Annotated in this window: 18 protein-coding genes; 9 read left to right on the top strand and 9 right to left on the bottom strand. The window is 70.9% G+C overall.

The genetic code is table 11. From position 1 onward, the window contains the following. Positions 1-4 precede the first annotated feature (4 nt). Together OHA65_RS10480 and pgi are read left to right on the top strand one after the other, a co-directional pair. Entirely contained in the window at positions 5-340 is a 336-nt protein-coding gene (locus OHA65_RS10480) for an RNA polymerase-binding protein RbpA (RefSeq protein ID WP_007263454.1), read from the top strand. 153 nt (positions 341-493) lie between these two features. After that, positions 494-2,200, top strand: coding sequence for a glucose-6-phosphate isomerase (gene pgi / locus OHA65_RS10475; protein ID WP_405763392.1), 1,707 nt, complete (start codon positions 494-496; stop codon positions 2,198-2,200). Between the two features lie 77 nt (positions 2,201-2,277). Here the strand turns inward: pgi and pgl are convergent, their stop codons facing one another. The 5 genes from pgl to tkt form a co-directional block, all read right to left on the bottom strand. Then, the gene (gene pgl, locus OHA65_RS10470) at positions 2,278-3,060 is read right to left on the bottom strand and encodes a 6-phosphogluconolactonase (RefSeq protein WP_327282854.1); all 783 of its coding nucleotides are present in this window, start codon (positions 3,058-3,060) and stop codon (positions 2,278-2,280) included. A gap of 100 nt (positions 3,061-3,160) precedes the next feature. Next, a complete protein-coding gene (gene opcA / locus OHA65_RS10465) occupies positions 3,161-4,252 on the bottom strand; it encodes a glucose-6-phosphate dehydrogenase assembly protein OpcA (RefSeq protein WP_327282853.1) in 1,092 nt (363 codons plus the stop codon). Continuing rightward, positions 4,249-5,775 carry a glucose-6-phosphate dehydrogenase gene (gene zwf, locus OHA65_RS10460; protein ID WP_327282852.1) on the bottom strand — a complete coding sequence of 509 codons (1,527 nt, stop codon included), beginning with the start codon at positions 5,773-5,775 and terminating at the stop codon, positions 4,249-4,251. The genes opcA and zwf overlap by 4 nt, the downstream gene beginning before the upstream one ends. A gap of 5 nt (positions 5,776-5,780) precedes the next feature. Continuing rightward, entirely contained in the window at positions 5,781-6,899 is a 1,119-nt protein-coding gene (gene tal, locus OHA65_RS10455) for a transaldolase (protein ID WP_327282851.1), read from the bottom strand. A gap of 35 nt (positions 6,900-6,934) precedes the next feature. Then, the gene (gene tkt, locus OHA65_RS10450; RefSeq protein WP_327282850.1) at positions 6,935-9,040 is read right to left on the bottom strand and encodes a transketolase; all 2,106 of its coding nucleotides are present in this window, start codon (positions 9,038-9,040) and stop codon (positions 6,935-6,937) included. Between the two features lie 256 nt (positions 9,041-9,296). Here tkt and OHA65_RS10445 point away from each other — a divergent pair, with 256 nt between their 5' ends. From OHA65_RS10445 to OHA65_RS10435, 3 genes are all read left to right on the top strand, one after another. Continuing rightward, a complete protein-coding gene (locus tag OHA65_RS10445) occupies positions 9,297-10,244 on the top strand; it encodes a heme o synthase (RefSeq protein ID WP_327285604.1) in 948 nt (315 codons plus the stop codon). Between the two features lie 39 nt (positions 10,245-10,283). Further along, positions 10,284-10,628 carry a hypothetical protein gene (locus OHA65_RS10440; RefSeq protein WP_327282849.1) on the top strand — a complete coding sequence of 115 codons (345 nt, stop codon included), beginning with the start codon at positions 10,284-10,286 and terminating at the stop codon, positions 10,626-10,628. A 148-nt stretch (positions 10,629-10,776) separates the two neighbouring features. After that, positions 10,777-11,904, top strand: a complete 1,128-nt coding sequence (locus tag OHA65_RS10435; protein WP_405761769.1) for an amidohydrolase family protein — start codon at positions 10,777-10,779, stop codon at positions 11,902-11,904. Between the two features lie 58 nt (positions 11,905-11,962). Here the strand turns inward: OHA65_RS10435 and OHA65_RS10430 are convergent, their stop codons facing one another. From OHA65_RS10430 to OHA65_RS10415, 4 genes are all read right to left on the bottom strand, one after another. Continuing rightward, positions 11,963-12,931, bottom strand: coding sequence for a COX15/CtaA family protein (locus tag OHA65_RS10430; RefSeq protein ID WP_405759178.1), 969 nt, complete (start codon positions 12,929-12,931; stop codon positions 11,963-11,965). A gap of 25 nt (positions 12,932-12,956) precedes the next feature. Then, positions 12,957-14,117, bottom strand: coding sequence for a hypothetical protein (locus tag OHA65_RS10425; protein ID WP_327282846.1), 1,161 nt, complete (start codon positions 14,115-14,117; stop codon positions 12,957-12,959). Between the two features lie 84 nt (positions 14,118-14,201). Next, positions 14,202-14,987 carry an ABC transporter permease gene (locus OHA65_RS10420; protein ID WP_405761767.1) on the bottom strand — a complete coding sequence of 262 codons (786 nt, stop codon included), beginning with the start codon at positions 14,985-14,987 and terminating at the stop codon, positions 14,202-14,204. Beyond that, positions 14,984-15,910: an ABC transporter ATP-binding protein gene (locus OHA65_RS10415; RefSeq protein WP_328762365.1), complete on the bottom strand. Its 927-nt coding sequence runs from the start codon at positions 15,908-15,910 to the stop codon at positions 14,984-14,986. Before OHA65_RS10415 ends, OHA65_RS10420 begins: the two co-directional genes overlap by 4 nt. A 364-nt stretch (positions 15,911-16,274) precedes the next feature. Between OHA65_RS10415 and OHA65_RS10410 the strand changes: the two genes are divergently transcribed. The 4 genes from OHA65_RS10410 to OHA65_RS10395 all read left to right on the top strand — a co-directional run bounded on the left by OHA65_RS10410 (position 16,275) and on the right by OHA65_RS10395 (position 20,004). Beyond that, positions 16,275-17,018, top strand: coding sequence for a MarR family transcriptional regulator (locus tag OHA65_RS10410; RefSeq protein ID WP_327282843.1), 744 nt, complete (start codon positions 16,275-16,277; stop codon positions 17,016-17,018). Continuing rightward, complete coding sequence (gene sufB, locus OHA65_RS10405; protein WP_266630401.1) at positions 17,015-18,430, top strand: Fe-S cluster assembly protein SufB; 1,416 nt, start codon at positions 17,015-17,017, stop codon at positions 18,428-18,430. Before OHA65_RS10410 ends, sufB begins: the two co-directional genes overlap by 4 nt. Positions 18,431-18,508: 78 nt before the next feature. Beyond that, on the top strand, positions 18,509-19,687 hold the full coding sequence (gene sufD / locus OHA65_RS10400) for a Fe-S cluster assembly protein SufD (RefSeq protein ID WP_327282842.1): 1,179 nt from the start codon (positions 18,509-18,511) through the stop codon (positions 19,685-19,687). Then, entirely contained in the window at positions 19,687-20,004 is a 318-nt protein-coding gene (locus OHA65_RS10395; protein WP_053785806.1) for a bifunctional 3-phenylpropionate/cinnamic acid dioxygenase ferredoxin subunit, read from the top strand. Before sufD ends, OHA65_RS10395 begins: the two co-directional genes overlap by 1 nt. Positions 20,005-20,007 lie beyond the last annotated feature (3 nt).

Genomic DNA, 20,007 nt, shown 5'->3' with positions numbered 1-20,007 from the left:
GACCGTGGCAAGTGGCAACGCGATCCGTGGCAGTCGGGTCGGAGCGGGGCCGATGGGTGAGGCCGAGCGCGGCGAATCCGCGCCCCGCCTGCGCATCTCCTTCTGGTGCTCGAACGGGCACGAGACGCAGCCGAGCTTCGCCAGCGACGCACAGGTGCCGGACACCTGGGATTGCCCGCGCTGCGGGTTCCCGGCCGGCCAAGACCGGGACAACCCGCCGGCGCCGCCGCGCACCGAGCCCTACAAGACGCACCTGGCGTACGTACGGGAGCGCCGCACGGACGCCGATGGCGAGGCGATCCTCGCCGAGGCGCTGGCCAAACTCCGCGGCGAGATCTGAAAACGGAGCAGTGACGGTGTGACATCGGGCCCGGCCCGCAGGAGTCGTTCTCCAGCGGGCCGGGCCCCTTTGCGTGCGTTGCGCCGCTTCCGATCCCTTAGGTTGGTGATCGGCGGGGCACGACAGGACGGAAGAAACGGGTTGATGTCCGAGATGAACGCAAATCAGGCCGCCGAGCGAAGCGCGTCGAGCGAGGGTGGCGGTGGGCGACCGGAGGGCCGTACGAGGCTCAACCGGACGCCCGAGTGGCTGGCACTCGGCAAGCACCGCGAAGAGCTGGGGCAGACGCATCTGCGAGAGCTGTTCGAAGCGGATCCGAACCGGGGCACGGGCTACACCCTGCGGGTCGGGGACCTGTACGTCGACTACTCGAAGCACCTCGTGACCGACGAGACGCTGGAGCTGCTGCGGGAGCTGGCGGCGGCGACGGGCGTGGCCGAGCTGCGCGAGGCGATGTTCCGCGGCGAGAAGATCAACACGACCGAGGACCGGGCGGTCCTGCACACCGCCCTGCGCGCACCCGCGGACGCGGTGGTCGAGGTGGACGGCGAGAACGTCGTCCCGGAAGTCCACGCCGTCCTCGACAAGATGGCGGCCTTCTCCGACCAGGTCCGCTCGGGGCAGTGGACCGGCTTCACCGGCAAGCGCATCAAGAACGTGGTCAACATCGGCATCGGCGGCTCCGACCTGGGTCCGGCGATGGCGTACGAGGCGCTGCGCGCGTTCACCGACCGCGCGCTGACCGTACGGTTCGTGTCCAACGTGGACGGCGCCGACCTGCACGAGGCGGTACGGGACCTGGACCCGGCCGAGACGCTGTTCATCATCGCCTCCAAGACCTTCACCACCATCGAGACCATCACCAACGCCGAGTCGGCGCGCGAGTGGCTGCTGGCGGGTCTCGGCGGTGACGCGGCGGCCGTGGCGCGGCACTTCGTGGCGCTGTCGACCAACGCGGAGAAGGTCACCTCGTTCGGCATCGACCCGGACAACATGTTCGGGTTCTGGGACTGGGTCGGTGGACGCTACTCCTTCGACTCCGCGATCGGCCTCTCCCTGATGATCGCGATCGGCCCGGACGCCTTCCGGGAGCTGCTGGGCGGCTTCCACACGGTGGACGAGCACTTCCGCACGGCGCCGCCGGAGCAGAACGCACCGCTCCTCATGGGCCTGTTGGGGATCTGGTACGGGGCGTTCTTCGACGCGCAGTCGCACGCCGTCCTGCCGTACAGCCACTACCTCTCCCGCTTCACCGCGTACCTGCAGCAGCTGGACATGGAGTCCAACGGCAAGTCCGTGGACCGGGACGGCAATCCGGTGGACTGGCAGACCGGTCCGGTGGTGTGGGGCACGCCCGGCACCAACGGGCAGCACGCCTACTACCAGTTGATCCACCAGGGCACGAGGGTGATCCCGGCGGACTTCATCGGCTTCGCCCGCCCGATCGGCGAACTGCCGCCCCCGCTCGCGGCGCAGCACGACCTGCTGATGGCGAACTTCTTCGCGCAGACGCAGGCGCTGGCCTTCGGCAAGACCGCGGACGAGGTCCGGGCGGAGGGCGTGCCGGAGCCCCTGGTCCCGCACAAGACCTTCAAGGGGAACCACCCGACCACGACGATCCTGGCGCAGGACCTCACCCCGGCGGTGCTGGGCCAGCTGATCGCGCTGTACGAGCACAAGGTGTTCGTCCAGGGCGCGGTGTGGAACATCGATTCCTTCGACCAGTGGGGCGTCGAGCTCGGCAAGGTCCTCGCCAAGCGGGTCGAGCCGGCGCTGACGGAGGGCGCGGACGTTCCGGGTCTGGACGCCTCGTCGAAGGCCCTCGTGGCCACCTACCGGGAGCTGCGCGGCCGCGCCTGAGCCCGTCGCCGCCCGGTCATGACGAAGGGCCCGCTCTCCCCGGGGAGAGCGGGCCCTTCCGTGTTCGGGAAGCCGCGTCAGGACGCGGCCGGCGGATACAGCCCCGCCGGGAGCTTCGCCGCGGCCGCGCGGTCCAGCAGCCACAGGGTGCGCGAGCGGCCGCAGGCCTGCGCGGCGGGCGCCTGTACGCCGCCCGCGCCGCCGAGCGCGATGGCCACCGCGCCCGCCTTGTCCTCGCCGGCCGCCAGCAGCCAGACCTCCCGGGCCGCCCGGATCGCCGGGAGGGTCAGCGAGACCCGCGTCGGCGGGGGCTTGGGTGCGCCGTGCACGCCGACCACCGTGCGCTCCGTCTCGCGGGAGGCGGGGTGCTCGGGGAAGAGCGAAGCGACGTGGGTGTCCGGACCGACACCCAGCATCAGCACGTCGAAGGTGGGGACCGGGCCGTGGTCCTCGGGCCCCGCGGCCTTCGCCAGCTCGGCCGCGTAGGCCGCGGCCGCGGCATCCACGTCCGCCCCGTACGGGCCGTCCGAGGCCGGCATGACGTGCACCCGCGCCGGGTCCACCGGGACGGCGTCCAGGAGGGCCTCCCGGGCCTGTACGTGGTTGCGCTCGGGGTCGTCGGCCGGGACGTACCGCTCGTCGCCCCACCACAGGTCCAGCCGGGCCCAGTCGACGGCGTCCCGGGCCGGGGCCGCCGCCAGTGCGGCCAGCAGCCCGTTGCCGTTGCGCCCGCCGGTCAGGACCACCGAGGCGCTGCCCCGGGCCGCCTGCGCGTCCACGATTTTCGTGATGAGCCGGGCCGCCGCGGCCTGCGCCATCAGCTCCTTGTCCCGGTGGACGACGACCTGGGGAGTCGTCATACCCATGGTGGTGCCGCCTTCTTGATAGTGCGGTGGGTACGTGTACCGCTGCGCGGAGCCGGATCCCCTGCCGGGGACGGCTCCGCGCAGCGGCTGCCGGCTACTTGGCCGAGGACTTCCTGGCCGGCTTGGCGGGCTTGGCCGCGGGCTTCGCGGCCCCGGCGTCGGCCTTGGGGCCGGTCACGGTCTCGGGGGAGTCCGTGGCCGTGACCTCGGCCGGTGCGGGCGCCGTCTTCGCCGGAGCGGCCGACGCGCCGGCGGCCACAGCGGCCTCCAGACGCGACACGCCGAACTTCAGCGCGGCCTCGTAGGTGTTGTCCGGGTCGAGCCGGCGCAGCTCCTCCGCGAGCAGCTCGGCCGTGTCGCGGCGCTTGAGCGCCACTGCACGGTCGGGCTGACCCGGCATGCACAGCGTGGCCAGCGAGCCGTCGGCCCGGTCCAGGACGATGTCGCCGTCCTTGGTCTCCAGCCGGACCGAGGTCAGGCCGGGGCCCTGCGAACCGGTCCGCCGGACGGGCACCTGGAGGCGGTCCGCCAGCCACATGGCCAGCAGCTCGCAGCTCGGGTTCTCGTCCTCGCCCTCGACGACCGCCGAGGTGACCTTCACGGTCTGCTGGTCCAGCGCGGCGGCCAGCATCGAGCGCCACGGCGTGATCCGGGTCCAGGACAGGTCCGTGTCACCCGGGGCGTAGGCCGCGGCCCGGTCCCCGAGCGCCTGCTGCGGGCTCTCGCAGGCGTACGTGTCCGAGATCCGGCGCTGCCCGAGCGCACCCAGCGGATCGCCCATCAGGTTCGCCGGGGCGCCGTCCGGCCACCAGACCACGACGGGCGCGTCCGGCAGGAGGAGCGGGAGAACCACGGACTGGGCGTGGTTGACCAGTTCACCGTGAAGGCGGAGCACCACCGTCTCACCGGTGCCGGCGTCCGCCCCGACGCGGACTTCCGCGTCGAGTCGGGCGTCGCGGCGGCTGCGCGGCGAGCGGCTGACCCGCTTGATGACGACGACGATCCGCGAAGGGTGTTCGTGGGACGCGTCGTTCGCCGACTTGAGCGCGTCGTACGCGTTCTCTTCGTCGGTCACGATCACCAGCGTGAGGACCATGCCGATGGCCGGCGTGCCGATGTCCCGGCGCGCCTGCACCAACGCGGCGTTGATCTTGCTGGAGGTGGTCTCCGTGAGGTCGATCTTCATGGCCGGCGCCAGCTCCGTCCGTCTCGTGCGAGCATCTCGTCCGCCTCGATCGGCCCCCAGGTGCCCGCCGGGTACTGCGCGGGCTTGCCGTGCTTGTCCCAGTACTCCTCGATCGGGTCGAGGATGTTCCAGGACAGCTCGACCTCCTGGTGGCGCGGGAAGAGGTTCGCGTCACCCAGCAGGACGTCGAGGATCAGCCGCTCGTACGCCTCGGGGCTCGACTCCGTGAAGGACTCGCCGTACGCGAAGTCCATCGTGACGTCCCGGACCTCCATGGAGGTGCCCGGAACCTTGGAGCCGAAGCGCACCGTCACGCCCTCGTCCGGCTGGACCCGGATGACCAGGGCGTTCTGCCCCAGCTCCTCGGTCGCGCCCGACTCGAACGGCAGGTACGGGGCCCGCTTGAAGACCACGGCGATCTCGGTGACGCGGCGGCCCAGGCGCTTGCCGGTCCGCAGGTAGAACGGGACGCCCGCCCAGCGGCGGTTGTTGATCTCCAGGCGGATCGCCGCGTAGGTGTCGGTCTTCGACTTGGGGTCGATGCCGTCCTCTTCGAGGTACCCGACGACCTTCTCGCCGCCCTGCCACGCCGCCGAGTACTGGCCGCGCACGGTGTGCTTGCCCAGGTCCTCGGGGAGCTCCACGGCCGTGAGGACCTTGAGCTTCTCCGCCACCAGCGCCTTGGGGTGGAAGGAGCCGGGCTCCTCCATCGCGGTCAGCGCGAGCAGCTGGAGCAGGTGGTTCTGGATGACGTCACGGGCCGCGCCGATGCCGTCGTAGTACCCGGCCCGGCCGCCGATGCCGATGTCCTCGGCCATGGTGATCTGCACGTGGTCGACGTACGACCGGTTCCAGATCGGCTCGAACATCGTGTTGGCGAAGCGGAGCGCCAGGATGTTCTGGACGGTCTCCTTGCCGAGGTAGTGGTCGATCCGGAAGACCTCGTCACGCGGGAACACCTCGTGGACGACCTTGTTGAGCTCCTCGGCGCTCTTCAGGTCGTGCCCGAAGGGCTTCTCGATGACGGCACGCCGCCAAGAGCCCTCCTTCTGCGCCAGCCCGTGGTTCTTGAGCTGCTGGACCACCTTGGGGAAGAACTTCGGCGGCACGGACAGGTAGAAGGCGAAGTTGCCGCCCGTCCCCTGCGCCTTGTCGAGCTCGTCGATCGTCGACTTCAGCGTCTCGAACGCCGCGTCGTCGTCGAAGTCGCCCTGCACGAACCGGCAGCCCTGCACCAGCTGCTGCCAGACCTCCTCCCGGAAGGGGGTGCGCGAGTGCTGCTTGACGGCCTCGTACACCTCCTGTGCGAAGTCCTCGTGCTCCCACTCACGGCGGGCGAAGCCGATCAGCGAGAAGCCCGGCGGCAGCAGCCCCCGGTTCGCCAGGTCGTAGATGGCGGGCATCAGCTTCTTGCGCGACAGGTCACCCGTAACGCCGAAAATGACCAGGCCGGACGGCCCCGCGATACGCGGGAGCCGCCGGTCCTGTGCGTCACGAAGCGGGTTCGCTCCGTCTACAGACAAAGTGCTCAGGCCTCCGTAGGGGCGAGGCGCTCAAGCTCCGCCTCCGTGGACTTCAGCAGGTCGTTCCAAGCCGCCTCGAACTTCTCGACGCCCTCGTCCTCCAGCAGCTGCACGACATCGTCGTACGAGATGCCCAGCTTCGCGACCGCATCGAGCTCGGCACGCGCCTGCTCGTAGGTGCCGCGCACGGTGTCACCGGTGATCTCGCCGTGGTCGGCGGTCGCCTCCAGCGTCGCCTCCGGCATGGTGTTCACCGTGTTCGGGGCGACCAGGTCGACCACGTACAGGGTGTCCTTGTACGCCGGGTCCTTGACGCCCGTCGAGGCCCACAGCGCACGCTGCTTGTTGGCGCCGACGCGCTCCAGGGCGTTCCACCGGTCGGAGGAGAAGACCTCCTCGTAGGCCTCGTAAGCCAGACGGGCGTTGGCGAGGGCCGCCTTGCCCTTGAGGGCCTTCGCCTCGTCGGAGCCGACGGCGTCCAGGCGCTTGTCGATCTCGCTGTCCACGCGGGACACGAAGAAGGAGGCGACCGAGTGGATCTCGGACAGGTCCAGGCCAGCGGCCTTGGCCTTCTCCAGACCCGCCAGGTACGCGTCCATGACCTCGCGGTAGCGCTCCAGCGAGAAGATCAGCGTGACGTTGACGCTGATGCCCTTGCCGATGACCTCGGTGATCGCCGGCAGGCCGGCCTTGGTCGCCGGGATCTTGATCAGCGTGTTCGGGCGGTCCACCAGCCAGGCGAGCTGCTTGGCCTCGGCGATCGTCGCCGTGGTGTCGTGGGCCAGCCGGGGGTCGACCTCGATGGAGACCCGGCCGTCCTGGCCGTCGGTGCGGTCGTAGACCGGGCGCAGGATGTCGGCGGCGTCGCGGACGTCCGCCGTCGTGATCATCCGGATGGCTTCGTCGACGGTGACCTTGCGGGCGGCGAGGTCGGCGAGCTGCTGCTCGTAGCCGTCACCGCTGCTGATCGCCTTCTGGAAGATCGACGGGTTGGTGGTGACACCGACCACGTGCGACTGGTCGATGAGCTCGGCCAGGTTGCCGGACGTGATGCGCTTGCGGGACAGGTCGTCCAGCCAGATCGCCACGCCCTCGTCGGAGAGGCGCTTGAGTGCGTCTGTCATGGGAATTGCATCTCCTACTGGTTCGTGTACCGGTGTCAGCGCGCGGCGGCGGTGATCCCACCGATTTCATCAAGAGAGGCCTTGGCGGCGGCGGCCACGGCCTCGGGGGTGAAACCGAACTCGCGGAACAGCACCTTGGCGTCGGCCGAGGCACCGAAGTGCTCCAGCGAGACGATCCGGCCGGCGTCGCCGACGTAGCGGTGCCAGGTCAGGCCGACACCGGCCTCGACCGCGACCCGCGCCTTGACGGACGGCGGCAGGACGCTGTCCTTGTACGCCTGGTCCTGCTCCTCGAACCACTCGACGGACGGCATCGAGACCACACGGGTCGGGACGCCCTCGGCCTGGAGCGCCTCGCGCGCGCCGACAGCGAGCTGGACCTCGGAGCCCGTACCGATCAGGACGACCTGCGCCTGACCGCCCTCCGCCTCGAAGAGCACGTACCCGCCCTTGGCGGCGTCCTCGTTGCGCTCGTACGTCGGTACGCCCTGGCGGGTCAGCGCCAGACCGTGCGGGGCGCCCTTGCCGAACACCTTGGTGTGGCGGCGCAGGATCTCGCGCCAGGCGATGACGGTCTCGTTCGCGTCGGCCGGGCGGACCACGTTCAGGCCCGGGATGGCGCGCAGCGAGGCGAGGTGCTCGATCGGCTGGTGGGTCGGGCCGTCCTCGCCCAGACCGATGGAGTCGTGCGTCCACACGTACGTCACCGGCACGTGCATCAGCGCGGACAGGCGGACGGCGTTGCGCATGTAGTCGGAGAACACCAGGAAGGTGCCGCCGTAGATGCGGGTGTGGCCGTGCAGCGCGATGCCGTTCATGGTCGCGGCCATGGCGTGCTCGCGGATGCCGAAGTGGACGGTGCGGCCGTACGGGTCGGCCTCCGGCAGCGGGTTGCCCTTCGGGAGGAAGGACGAGTGCTTGTCGATCGTGGTGTTGTTGGAGCCGGCCAGGTCGGCCGAGCCGCCCCACAGCTCCGGGATGACCGAACCGAGCGCTTCGAGCACCTTGCCGGAGGCCGCGCGGGTGGCGACGCCCTTGCCGGTCTCGAAGGCGGGGAGCTTGTCCTCCCAGCCCGCGGGCAGCTCGTTGGCGTTGATGCGGTCGAACTCGGCGGCGCGCTCCGCGTTGGCGGTGCGCCAGGCGGAGAATTCCTTCTCCCACGCGGCCTTGGCCTCGCGGCCCCGGTCCAGCGCCTTGCGGGTGTGCGAGAGGACCTCGTCGGAGACGTCGAAGCTCTTCTCCGGGTCGAAGCCGAGCACGCGCTTGGTCGCGGCCACCTCGTCGTCGCCGAGGGCCGAGCCGTGCGAGGCCTCGGTGCCCTGGGCGTGCGGGGCCGGCCAGGCGATGATCGAGCGCATCGCGATGAAGGAGGGGCGCCCGGTCTCGGCCTTGGCCGCGGCCAGGGCCTCGAACAGCGCCTTCGGGTCGAGGTCGCCGTTCGGCTGCTGGGCGACGCGCTGGACGTGCCAGCCGTAGGCCTCGTAGCGCTTCAGGGTGTCCTCGGAGACGGCCGTCTCGGTGTCGCCCTCGATGGAGATGTGGTTGTCGTCCCACAGCAGCACCAGGTTGCCGAGCTTCTGGTGGCCGGCCAGGGCGGACGCCTCGTGGGAGATGCCCTCCTGGAGGCAGCCGTCGCCCGCGACCGCGTAGACCATGTGGTCGAACGGGGAGGTGCCCGGGGCGGCCTCCGGGTCGAACAGGCCGCGCTCGTAACGGGCGGCCATGGCCATGCCCACCGCGTTGGCGATGCCCTGGCCCAGCGGGCCGGTGGTGGTCTCGACGCCGGCCGTGTGACCGTACTCCGGGTGGCCGGGGGTCTTGGAACCCCAGGTGCGGAAGGCCTCCAGGTCGGCCAGCTCCAGGCCGAAGCCGCCGAGGTAGAGCTGGGTGTAAAGAGTGAGGGACGAGTGACCCGCGGAAAGCACGAAACGGTCGCGGCCGACCCACTCGGGATCCGCGGGGTCGTGCCGCATCACCTTCTGGAAGAGGGTGTACGCGGCGGGGGCCAGGCTCATCGCCGTACCGGGGTGGCCGTTACCGACCTTCTGGACCGCGTCGGCGGCCAGGATGCGGGCGGTGTCGACGGCCCGCTGGTCGAGGTCGGTCCAGTCGAGCTCTGTGGTCGTCGGCTTGGTGCTCACCGTGAGTCAGGGCTCCTCTCCACATGTCTTTGTTACCCGGTGACGAACGGTGCACCGGCGCGATTCCGAGCCTACCCCCGCGGCGGCGTGCAGCTATTCGAGTGCGCGCAGTCCGTCACAACGTCGACGGTCCGATCGGACCAACACGAGGCGACCCCCGCGCGGGGCGACGTAAGTGCAACGTCTACAGTGGCGTGGTACGTGCGAGCCTTCCGCGGACCTATATGTCCGGAGCTTGCTGGTTTCTCTGTCAGGGGTGTGCGTGACGGCCGTCGAATCCCGTCCAGCGGGGGTGCTCGGGACGAGCCCCGGTCACCGGCCGTTCGGGGCCCGGGTCATGGCTTTCGTGGCTTTGACCAAGCCGCGGATCATCGAACTTCTGCTGATCACCACAGTGCCGGTGATGTTCCTCGCCGAGCAGGGCGTGCCGTCACTGTGGCTGGTCCTCGCGACCTGCTTCGGCGGGTACTTGTCCGCAGGCGGCGCCAACGCGCTGAACATGTACATCGACCGCGACATCGACGCGTTGATGGACCGGACGTCGCAGCGGCCGCTGGTGACCGGCATGGTCAGCCCGCGCGAGTGCTTGGCCTTCGGCATCACCCTCGCGGTGGTCTCCACCCTGTTCTTCGGGTTCCTCGTCAACTGGCTGTCGGCCGCGCTCGCGCTCGGCGCGCTCCTCTTCTACGTGGTCGTCTACACGATGCTGCTGAAGCGGCGCACCGCGCAGAACATCGTCTGGGGCGGCATCGCGGGCTGCATGCCGGTGCTCATCGGCTGGTCCGCCGTCAAGAACGAGGTCTCCTGGGCCGCCGTCATCCTCTTCCTCGTCATCTTCTTCTGGACGCCGCCGCACTACTGGCCGCTGTCCATGAAGGTGAAGGAGGACTACGCGCGCGTCGGCGTGCCGATGCTGCCGGTCGTGGCGGGCAACAAGGCCGTGGCGCGCCAGATCGTCATCTACAGCTGGGTGATGGTGGCCGTCTCGCTGCTGCTGACCCCGCTGGGGTACACCGGCTGGTTCTACACCGCGGTCGCGCTGGCGGCCGGCGGCTTTTGGCTGTGGGAGGCGCACGCGCTGCACGCGCGGGCCAAGGCGGGCGTGACCGGCGCGAAGCTCAAGGAGATGCGCCTGTTCCACTGGTCCATCACCTACGTGTCGCTGCTGTTCGTCGCGGTGGCCGTGGATCCCTTCCTCCGCTGACGCTTCCTCCGTTCATTACCCGCCGGTAGCATGCTGTCCATGGCAGACACCACGGCGGACACCGCAGACAAGAAGCAGGACCGGAAGGCCGCGAAGCTGGCCAAGCAGATCGGCGCGTTCGCCAAGGAGCACGGCGGCGCCGAGGGCCAGATCGCGCACATCGGCCAGGCGGGCACCCGGATCGTCCTCGTCGGCACCGACGGCGGCTGGGGCGATCTGGTGGCCCCGACCTACGCGGTGGCCGAGCTCGCCGCGCAGAAGGCCGGCCTGACCCTCCACGAGGAGTTCGACGGCGAGTTCGCCGCCCGTGTGAAGACCGGTCCGTACGAGTGGTCGCGGATGGCCGGCATCCAGCTCGGCGGGGCGTCGAACCCGGCGGCCTGAGTCGGGCAGCGGCTCCGCCCGCCGCCGGCCGCCACCGGGAAGTGCCCCAGGTGGCCTCTCGGTCAACAGCGCGAGCAACACCTCACACCCCACTCACCCGTTAGGACGTGTGGAAGCCCCTTCCTCACGTCCGCAACGGGATGCCCGGATGATCGAAACGCCGCCCCTGGTGGACCAGTACTGCCACGGAGTGCTCCGCACGGAGCTGGGCCTCGGCACCTTCGAGGCCCAGCTGATCCGCTCGGCCGGCCCGGCCGCCGCCGGGACCACCTTCTTCGACACCCAGACCGGGTTCGCGGTACGCCGCTGGTGTCCGCCGCTCCTCGGACTGGAGCCGCACTGCACCCCCGCCCGCTACCTGGCCCGGCGGCGCGAGCTGGGGGTCGCCGAGGTCGGGCGCAGGCTGCTGCGCGGTTCCGGGGTGGCCGCCTATCTGGTCGACACGGGAGTCCCGGGCGACCTGACCGTCCCCAAGGAACTGGCGCTCGCGGGGGACGCCGACGCCTTCGAGGTCGTACGGCTGGAGCTGCTGGCCGAACAGGTCGCCGACACCTCCGGCACGGTCCCCGCCTTCCTCGCCAATCTCGCCGGAGCCGTCCACCACGCGGCCGCCGCGGCCGTGGCCTTCACGTGCGGTGCGGACGCGGGGTATCCCGCCGTGCTCGGGCGCGACCCGGAGCCGCCCGGTCCGGGCGAGGTGCGGGGGGCGGCCGGCCGGTGGCTGGCCCGGCGTTCCAAGGGCGGGGCCGTACGGGACCCCGTGCTCCTGCGGCACCTGCTGTGGAGCGCCGTGGCGACCGGGCTGCCGGTCCAGCTGCACACCGGGGCGGGCGCGGGCGAGCCGGGGCAGCGGCCGGAGCTGACCGATCCGGCGTTGCTGACGGAGTTCGTACGGGCCACCGCGGGGCTGGGGACCCGGCTGGTGCTGCTCGGCGGGTACCCGTACCACCGGCACGCCGCCCAGCTGGCGGCGGCGTTCCCCCACGTCCACGCCGATCTCGGTGCGGCGCCGGGGCAGAGCGGGCCGCGCACGGCAGGGGTGCTGGCCGAGGTGTTGGAGCTCGCCCCGTTCGGCAAGCTGCTGTTCTCCAGTGGCGGGCGCGGGTTGCCCGAGCTGCACGCGGTGGGCGCCCTGGTGTTCCGAGAGGCGTTGGGCCGGGTGCTGGGCGGCTGGGTCGGTGAGGGCGCCTGGTCCTGGCGGGACGCCGAACGGGTCGCGGCCATGATCGCGGCGGGCAATGCCCGCCGCGTCTACCGGCTGGACGAACGGGGCTGAGCGGGCGCGCACGAGGGGTCCGGGCCGGCGCGGCGCCGGGCCCCGAGCCCCCGGCGGCTCAGACGGAGGAGAGCTGCGGGTCGGCCTGCGCCGGGATCTCCGCCTGTGCGGCGGGCCGCTCGCGCAGGCTCAGCGCCACGCGGAGCACGGCGATCCACACCAGGCAGGAGCCGAGCATGTGGAGGGCGACCAGGACCTCGGGCACGTGGGTGAAGTACTGGACGTAGCCGATGCCGCCCTGGGCGAGCAGCACGATCAGCAGGTCACGGGCGCGGGCCCGGGTGTCGGTCGGTGCGTCGACCACGCGCAGCACCAGCCACATCGCGACGGCGAGCGCGCACACCACCCAGGCGGAGACCGCGTGGACGTGGGCGGTGGCCGACCAGTCGAACGGCATCCGCTCGATCTCGCTGCGGTCGCCGGCGTGCGGACCCGAACCGGTGACCACCGTGCCCGCCGCGACCAGCACCAGGGTGGTCGCGATCAAGGCCCACGACAGCTTGCGCACGGGACCGGGGACGCGCGGCCGGGGAGCGGTGTCGCCTTCGCGGGTGCGCTGCCAGGTCACCGTCGTGACGGTGATCAGGGAGGTGGCGAGGAGGAAGTGCCCGGCCACGCTGTACGGGTTGAGCCCCGTCAGCACGGTGATGCCGCCGAGGACCGCGTTGCCCATCACGATGAAGAACTGGAGCCAGCCGAGCCGCGTCAGCGAACGGCGCCAGGGCTTGGCCGAGCGGGCCGCGATGATGCCCCAGCCGACGGCCGCGCAGAGCACGTACGTCAGCATGCGGTTGCCGAACTCGACGGCGCCGTGGAAACCCTGCTCCTCGGTCACGATCAGGCTGCCGTCGGTGCACTTGGGCCAGGTGTCGCAGCCGAGACCGGAACCGGTCAGCCGCACCGCACCGCCGGTGACGACGATGACCACGCTCATGACGAGCGCGGCGAGCGCGGCCCGCCGGACGATCCGGGGTGACGGGGTCCAGCGGCTGGCGATGTAAGCGAGAGGGGTCAACACGGCCCTTATCGTACGCGGAGCCTTGTGCAAACTTTCACGAGGGGGTCCCCGCCCCACCGCCCGTAGGCCCGCCCGTCGCCGCGTCGGGTCCCGCGACCCGCCTGAACCGGGCCCCGGCGGGGTCGCCTTCCTCGTGCCACCAGACGCCGACGCGCCAATGGCCGCCGTCGCCCGGGTAGTCCGCGGACGCCGCGAACTGGCGGACCAATTCGTCACCTATGTCCTCAGCAGTCCTATTCCTCACTTCTGCCCCGTTGTGCCAAGGGTGTTCCTGTACGTTCCACAGTCCGTCAGGACCGCGCACCTCGAAGCGCCACACGGCGCGCCAGGGCGTGACCTCCAGCATCGTGCGCACCTGCTCGGCTTCCAGGTGCAGCCGCGCCGCCATCTCGGGCTCGGCCACCCCCTGGATCCGGGCCGCCACCACGGCCTGGGGCAGCAGGGGGTCCGGCAGCAGGCCCTGCCCGCGCAGGCTCACCAGGGAGTCGAAGGACAGGTAGCGCAGCCGCAGTTCGAGCTGGCGGCCGATGTGGTCGAGGGCCTCCTCCGCCTCCTGGGCCTCCTCGGAGCCGGGAGCCGCGAGCAGCAGTTGGCGGAATCCGCCCTCCGCGTCCACCGCCCAGGCCACCGCCTCCTCGGCGGCGCCCAGCTCCGCGAGGCGGTCCCCGAGGAAGACCTTCGCCTGGGCGAGGCCGCGGCGGTTGACCGGATCGTGCTGGTCCAGGCCCGCCCACACCTCGACGGCCGCCCGGGTCAGGTCGCGGGCGCGCTCGCCCGCCGCCCGCTCCATGGCGCTCGGGCCGCTCTCGGCCGCAGGGCCCAGCGGGTAGCGGGGCAGCCGGTCCCCGTCGCTGAGCGGCCAGGACAGCCAGACGCCCTGGTTGATCAGGCCCCGGGCGTACCAGCGGGCGTACTCCGGGGCGTGCGCGGCGGCCTGCTGCGCATGCCGCAACCCCTCCTCGACGGCGGACAGGGCCCCGGCCCGGTCACCGCCGGCGAACCGGCGGGCCGCCAGGTCGCCCAGGCGCAGGCCGAGCCGCGCCGCGCACTCGGGGTCGGTCCGCGCCGGTTCGCGCAGGGCGCCGATCAGCTCCGTGAGCAGCGCCTCGGCCTCGGCCGGCGCCGCCCGCGCGGCCCCCGACCGGATCCTCGCCCATTGGGCGTCCAGTCGTAGAACGTCTTCCCGTTGCGCCATGCCCGCCCCCCGGCGTCCTGGTGTGCACCGCCCCCGCGGGGCGGCGCACATCCTCCTGCCAGGCCAACGTCCGGGGGAGGCGATTCACTCCCAGCGGAAGAGCTTCGCGGCGGCGCCCAGCCCGAGGACGGCCCATGCGGCGAGTACGGCCACGTCCCCCCACGGCAGCGCGGCCCCGTGTTGCAGCACCTCGCGCAGGCCGTGGGAAAGCGCCGAGATCGGCAGCAGCCCCAAGGCGGACTGCACGGCGCCGGGGAACTTCTCCATCGGCACGATCACCCCGCCGCCGACCAGCAGCAGCAGGAACACCAGGTTGGCGGCGGCCAGCGTGGCCTCGGCCCGCAGGGTGCCCGCCATCAGCAGGCCGAGCCCGGAGAACGCGGCGGTGCCGAGCAGGACCAGGGCGGCGGCCGACAGCGGGTTCCCGTGCGGGGACCAGCCCAGCGCGAAGGCGATCGCCGTCAGCAGCGCGATCTGGAGCACCTCGGTGGCCAGCACGGACAGCGTCTTCGCGGCCATCAGCGCCCACCGCGGCAGCGGCGAGGCGCCGAGCCGCTTGAGGACCCCGTAGCGGCGGTCGAAGCCGGTGGCGATCGCCTGCCCGGTGAAGGCGGTGGACATCACGGCGAGCGCCAGGACGCCGGGCGCGAGGAAGTCCACGGAGTTCCCCGTGCCGCCCCCCTCTTGGACGGGCACGGTGACGATGTCGACGGCGGAGAACAGCACCAGCAGCAGCGCCGGGATGATCACGGTCAGCAGCAGCTGCTCCCCGTTGCGCAGCAGCATCCGGGTCTCCAGCCCCGCCTGCGCCAGGATCATGCGGGACACGGGCGCGGCCCCCGGGTTGGGGGTGAACGTACCGGCGCTCATGCGCGCAGCTCCTTGCCTGTGAGCTCCAGAAAGACGTCTTCGAGGGTGTGCCGCTCCACCGAGAGGCTGCTCGGCATCACCCCGTGCTGGGCGCACCAGGAGGCGACGGTGGCCAGCAGCTGCGGGTCCACCGAGCCGGTGACCCGGTAGGCGCCCGCGCTGAGCTCGGCGGCCTCGGTGCCGTCGGGCAGCGCCTTGAGCAGCGAGCCGAGGTCGAGGGCGGGCCGGCCGGTGAAGCGCAGGGTGTTCTCGGCGCCGCCGCGGCACAGCTGCTCGGGGCTGCCGTGGGCGATGACCCGGCCGGCGTCGACGATGGCGACCTCGTCCGCGAGCTGCTCGGCCTCGTCCATGTGGTGGGTGGTGAGGACGACGGCGACCCCGTCGGCACGCAGTTCCCGTACGAGGTCCCAGGTCGCCCGGCGGGCCTGGGGGTCCAGACCTGCGGTCGGCTCGTCCAGGAAGACCAGCTCGGGGCGGCCGACCACGGCCATGGCCAGGGCCAGGCGCTGCTGCTGGCCGCCAGAGAGGCGGCGGTAGGCGGTGCGGCCGCAGCCGCCCAGCCCGAGCCGTTCCACCAGGACGTCCACGTCGAGGGGGTCGGCGTACAGCTTGGCCATGTGGCGCAGCATCTCGACGGCGCGGGCGCCGGAGTAGACCCCGCCGGACTGGAGCATCACGCCGATCCGGGGGCGCAGGGCCTCGGCCTGGGCGATCGGGTCGAGGCCGAGGACGCGGACGGTGCCGGCGTCGGGGCGGCAGTAGCCCTCGCAGGTCTCCACGGTGGTCGTCTTGCCCGCGCCGTTGGGACCGAGTACGGCGGTGACCGAAGCCTTGCGGACGGTGAGGTCCAGCCCGTCCACCGCTGTTTTGGGGCCGTACCGCTTCACCAGTCCGCGGATCTCCACGGCGGGGTCGTTGCTCATGCGGGTGAGTCTACGGAGCCGGGGAGGGGGTTCCGGGCGCTGGGGTGGAAGCCCCTTTCGGTCCTGGGCGGCCATGAGTTTTTCCGGAGTGCGGTCCGGACGGCCCGGTCGGTTTCGGTGATCTTTTCGGAATTTCGACGTTCACCGTGCCGCCGTCCCCCATCGGCGGAGGATCGCTGGTGGGAGCCCTGTGCGGGGTCACCACAGGGGTCCCGGGGGATGGCGGAGCATTGGCTTCCGAATAACTCTGCGTCGACAAATTAGGTAACCCTTAGTGATAGAGGCCACCTGGCGTGGTCTCGGTCACGGCTTGTCGGGGCTCGACTAATTACGCAACAATGGCGTTGTGAAATACGGCGAACGGATGATCGAGACCCCCCAGGGGGAACTCGCTACCGGGGAGCGGTCAACCCGCAACCGGGTCGCGCGGTCCATCCTGGACCACGGTCCGTCCACCGTCGCCGACCTCGCCGCGCGTCTCGGCCTCACCCAGGCCGCCGTCCGCCGCCACCTCGACACGCTCGTCGCCGACGACGTGGTCGAGCCCCGTGAGCAGCGCGTCTACGGGACGCGCACCCGGGGCCGGCCCGCCAAGGTCTTCGCGCTGACCGACTGCGGCCGCGACGCGTTCGACCAGTCCTACGACTCCCTCGCCGCGGACGCACTGCGCTGGATCGCGCAGGCCGCCGGCGGAGGCGAGCAGGGGGAGGCGGCCGTCGCCGCCTTCGCCAGGGCGCGGATGGACGCACAGGCCGAGACCTACCGGGAAAGCCTGGACGCCGCCGCCCCCGCGGAGCGCACCGAGGCCCTTGCCAAGGCGTTGACCGCCGACGGGTACGCTGCTACGGCGAAGGGCGCTCCCGGTCCGCACAGCGGTGAACAGCTCTGCCAGCACCACTGCCCGGTCGCCCATGTCGCCGAGCAGTTCCCGCAGCTCTGCGAGGCGGAGACCGAGGTCTTCTCCCGCCTGCTCGGGACGCATGTGCAGCGCCTCGCCACGATCGCCCACGGCGACGGGGTGTGCACCACGTTCATCCCACGAGGCGCGGGCACCGCACAGACCAACACATCTGCATCTGCAAGTACGGCCGGGAGGAACCCCGCATGACCACGGAGACTGCTCACCCTGAGCTCGATGGCCTGGGCACCTACGAATATGGCTGGGCCGACTCCGACGCGGCCGGCGCCGCTGCCAAGCGGGGTCTGTCCGAGGACGTCGTACGCGACATCTCGGCCAAGAAGAACGAGCCGGAGTGGATGCTGAAGCTCCGACTCAAGGGCCTCAAGCTCTTCGGCAAGAAGCCCATGCCGACCTGGGGCTCCGACCTCTCCGGCATCGACTTCAACAACATCAAGTACTTCGTGCGTTCGACCGAGAAGCAGGCTGCTTCGTGGGAGGACCTGCCGGAGGACATCAAGAACACGTACGACAAGCTCGGCATCCCGGAGGCGGAGAAGCAGCGCCTCGTCGCGGGTGTCGCCGCCCAGTACGAGTCCGAGGTCGTCTACCACCAGATCCGCGAGGACCTGGAGGAGCAGGGCGTCATCTTCCTCGACACGGACACCGCGCTCAAGGAGCACCCGGAGCTCTTCCAGGAGTACTTCGGCACGGTCATCCCGGTCGGCGACAACAAGTTCGCGTCGCTGAACACCGCCGTGTGGTCGGGCGGCTCGTTCATCTACGTGCCCAAGGGCGTCAAGGTCGACATCCCGCTCCAGGCCTACTTCCGCATCAACACGGAGAACATGGGCCAGTTCGAGCGGACGCTGATCATCGTCGACGAGGACGCGTACGTCCACTACGTCGAGGGCTGCACCGCCCCGATCTACTCCTCGGACTCGCTGCACAGCGCCGTGGTCGAGATCATCGTGAAGAAGGGCGGCCGCTGCCGCTACACGACGATCCAGAACTGGTCGAACAACGTCTACAACCTGGTCACCAAGCGCGCCGTGGCGTACGAGGGCGCGACCATGGAGTGGATCGACGGCAACATCGGTTCCAAGGTCACCATGAAGTACCCGGCCGTCTACCTGATGGGCGAGCACGCCAAGGGCGAGACCCTGTCCATCGCCTTCGCGGGCGAGGGCCAGCACCAGGACGCCGGCTCCAAGATGGTCCACATGGCGCCGAACACCTCCTCCAACATCGTCTCCAAGTCGGTGGCGCGGGGCGGCGGCCGCACCTCGTACCGCGGCCTGGTCGAGATCGGCGAGGGCGCCCACGGCTCCAAGTCGAACGTGCTCTGCGACGCGCTCCTGGTCGACACGATCTCCCGCTCGGACACGTACCCGTACGTGGACGTCCGAGAGGACGACGTCTCCATGGGCCACGAGGCCACGGTCTCCAAGGTCTCCGACGACCAGCTCTTCTACCTGATGAGCCGCGGTCTGACGGAGTTCGAGGCCATGGCCATGATCGTGCGCGGCTTCGTCGAGCCCATCGCGCGCGAGCTGCCCATGGAGTACGCCCTGGAGCTCAACCGGCTGATCGAGCTGCAGATGGAGGGCTCGGTCGGCTAGTCCCGACCGCCCCGCACCTCCGCAGCACCTCAATGACGTAGACCGTGTTCTTTTAAGAGAGCGAGCAAGACGACAGCCATGGCTGAGGCTCAGAACATCCCGGCGGGTTCGACCACCGCCGGCGCGATCGCGGTGGCCGCCGAGTCCACCGTCGCCACCCGGATGAGCGCACCCCCGTCCTTCGACGTGGCGGACTTCCCCGTCCCCCACGGCCGCGAGGAGGAGTGGCGGTTCACCCCGCTGGCGCGCCTGCGCGGTCTGCACGACGGCACCGCGGTCGCCAACGGCACCATGAAGGCCCAGATCGACGCGCCCGAGGGCGTCACCGTCGAGTCGGTGGAGCGCGACGACGCGCGCATCGGTAAGGCCGGCACCCCGGTGGACCGGATCGCCGCCCAGGCGTTCTCGTCCTTCGCCAAGGCCACGGTCGTCACCGTGCCCAAGGAGACCGTCCTGACCGAGCCGGTGCGCGTCTCGCTGCACGGCGAGGGCGGCACCACCTTCGGGCACACGGTCTTCGACGTACAGGCCTTCGCCGAGGCCGTCATCGTCATCGACCACACCGGTGACGGCGTGCGCGCCGCCAACGTCGACTTCCTCGTCGGCGACGGCGCCAAGCTCACCGTCGTGTCCGTGCAGGACTGGGACGACACCGCCGTCCACTGCTCCCAGCACAACACGCTGGTCGGCCGCGACGCGACCTTCAAGTCGATCGTCGTCACCTTCGGCGGCGACGTCGTTCGTCTGCACCCGCGGATCAGCTACGCGGGCCCCGGCGGCGAGGCCGAGCTCCTCGGCCTGTACTTCACGGACGCCGACCAGCACCAGGAGCACCGCCTCCTGGTCACGCACGACGCCCCGCACTGCAAGTCCCACGTGGTCTACAAGGGTGCGCTGCAGGGCGAAGGCGCCCACGCCGTGTGGATCGGTGACGTCCTCATCGAGAAGAGCGCCGAGGGCACCGACACCTACGAGATGAACCGCAACCTCGTCCTCACGGACGGCGCGCGGGTCGACTCGGTGCCGAACCTGGAGATCGAGACCGGCGAGATCGTCGGCGCCGGCCACGCCTCCGCGACCGGCCGCTTCGACGACGAGCAGCTCTTCTACCTCCAGGCCCGCGGCATCCCGGCCGACGAGGCCCGACGCCTGGTCGTGCGCGGCTTCTTCGCCGAGCTCGTCCAGCAGATCGGTGTCCCGGACATCGAGGAGCGCCTCCTCACCAAGATCGAGACCGAGCTTGAGGCGTCCGTCTGATGACCTACGTCAAGGCCTGTGCGCTGAGTGAGCTGGAGGAGAACACCCCCAAGCGGGTGGAACTCGACGGCACGCCGGTGTCCATCGTCTCCACCGAGGGGGAGGTGTTCGCGATCAACGACATCTGCTCGCACGCGAACGTCTCGCTCTCGGAGGGCGAGGTCGAGGACTGCATGATCGAGTGCTGGCTGCACGGGTCCTCGTTCGACCTGCGCACCGGCAAGCCGTCCGGTCTGCCCGCGACCCGCCCCGTTCCCGTATACCCCGTAAAGATCGAAGGGGACGACGTGCTCGTCTCCCTCACCCAGGAGTCCTGAGGC

Origin of the sequence: Streptomyces sp. NBC_00045 (genome assembly GCF_045041095.1) — a bacterium.
GTDB lineage: Bacteria > Actinomycetota > Actinomycetes > Streptomycetales > Streptomycetaceae > Streptomyces.
The sequence above is the reverse complement of the archived record's forward strand: the minus strand, read 5'-3'. Positions and strand labels throughout refer to the sequence as shown.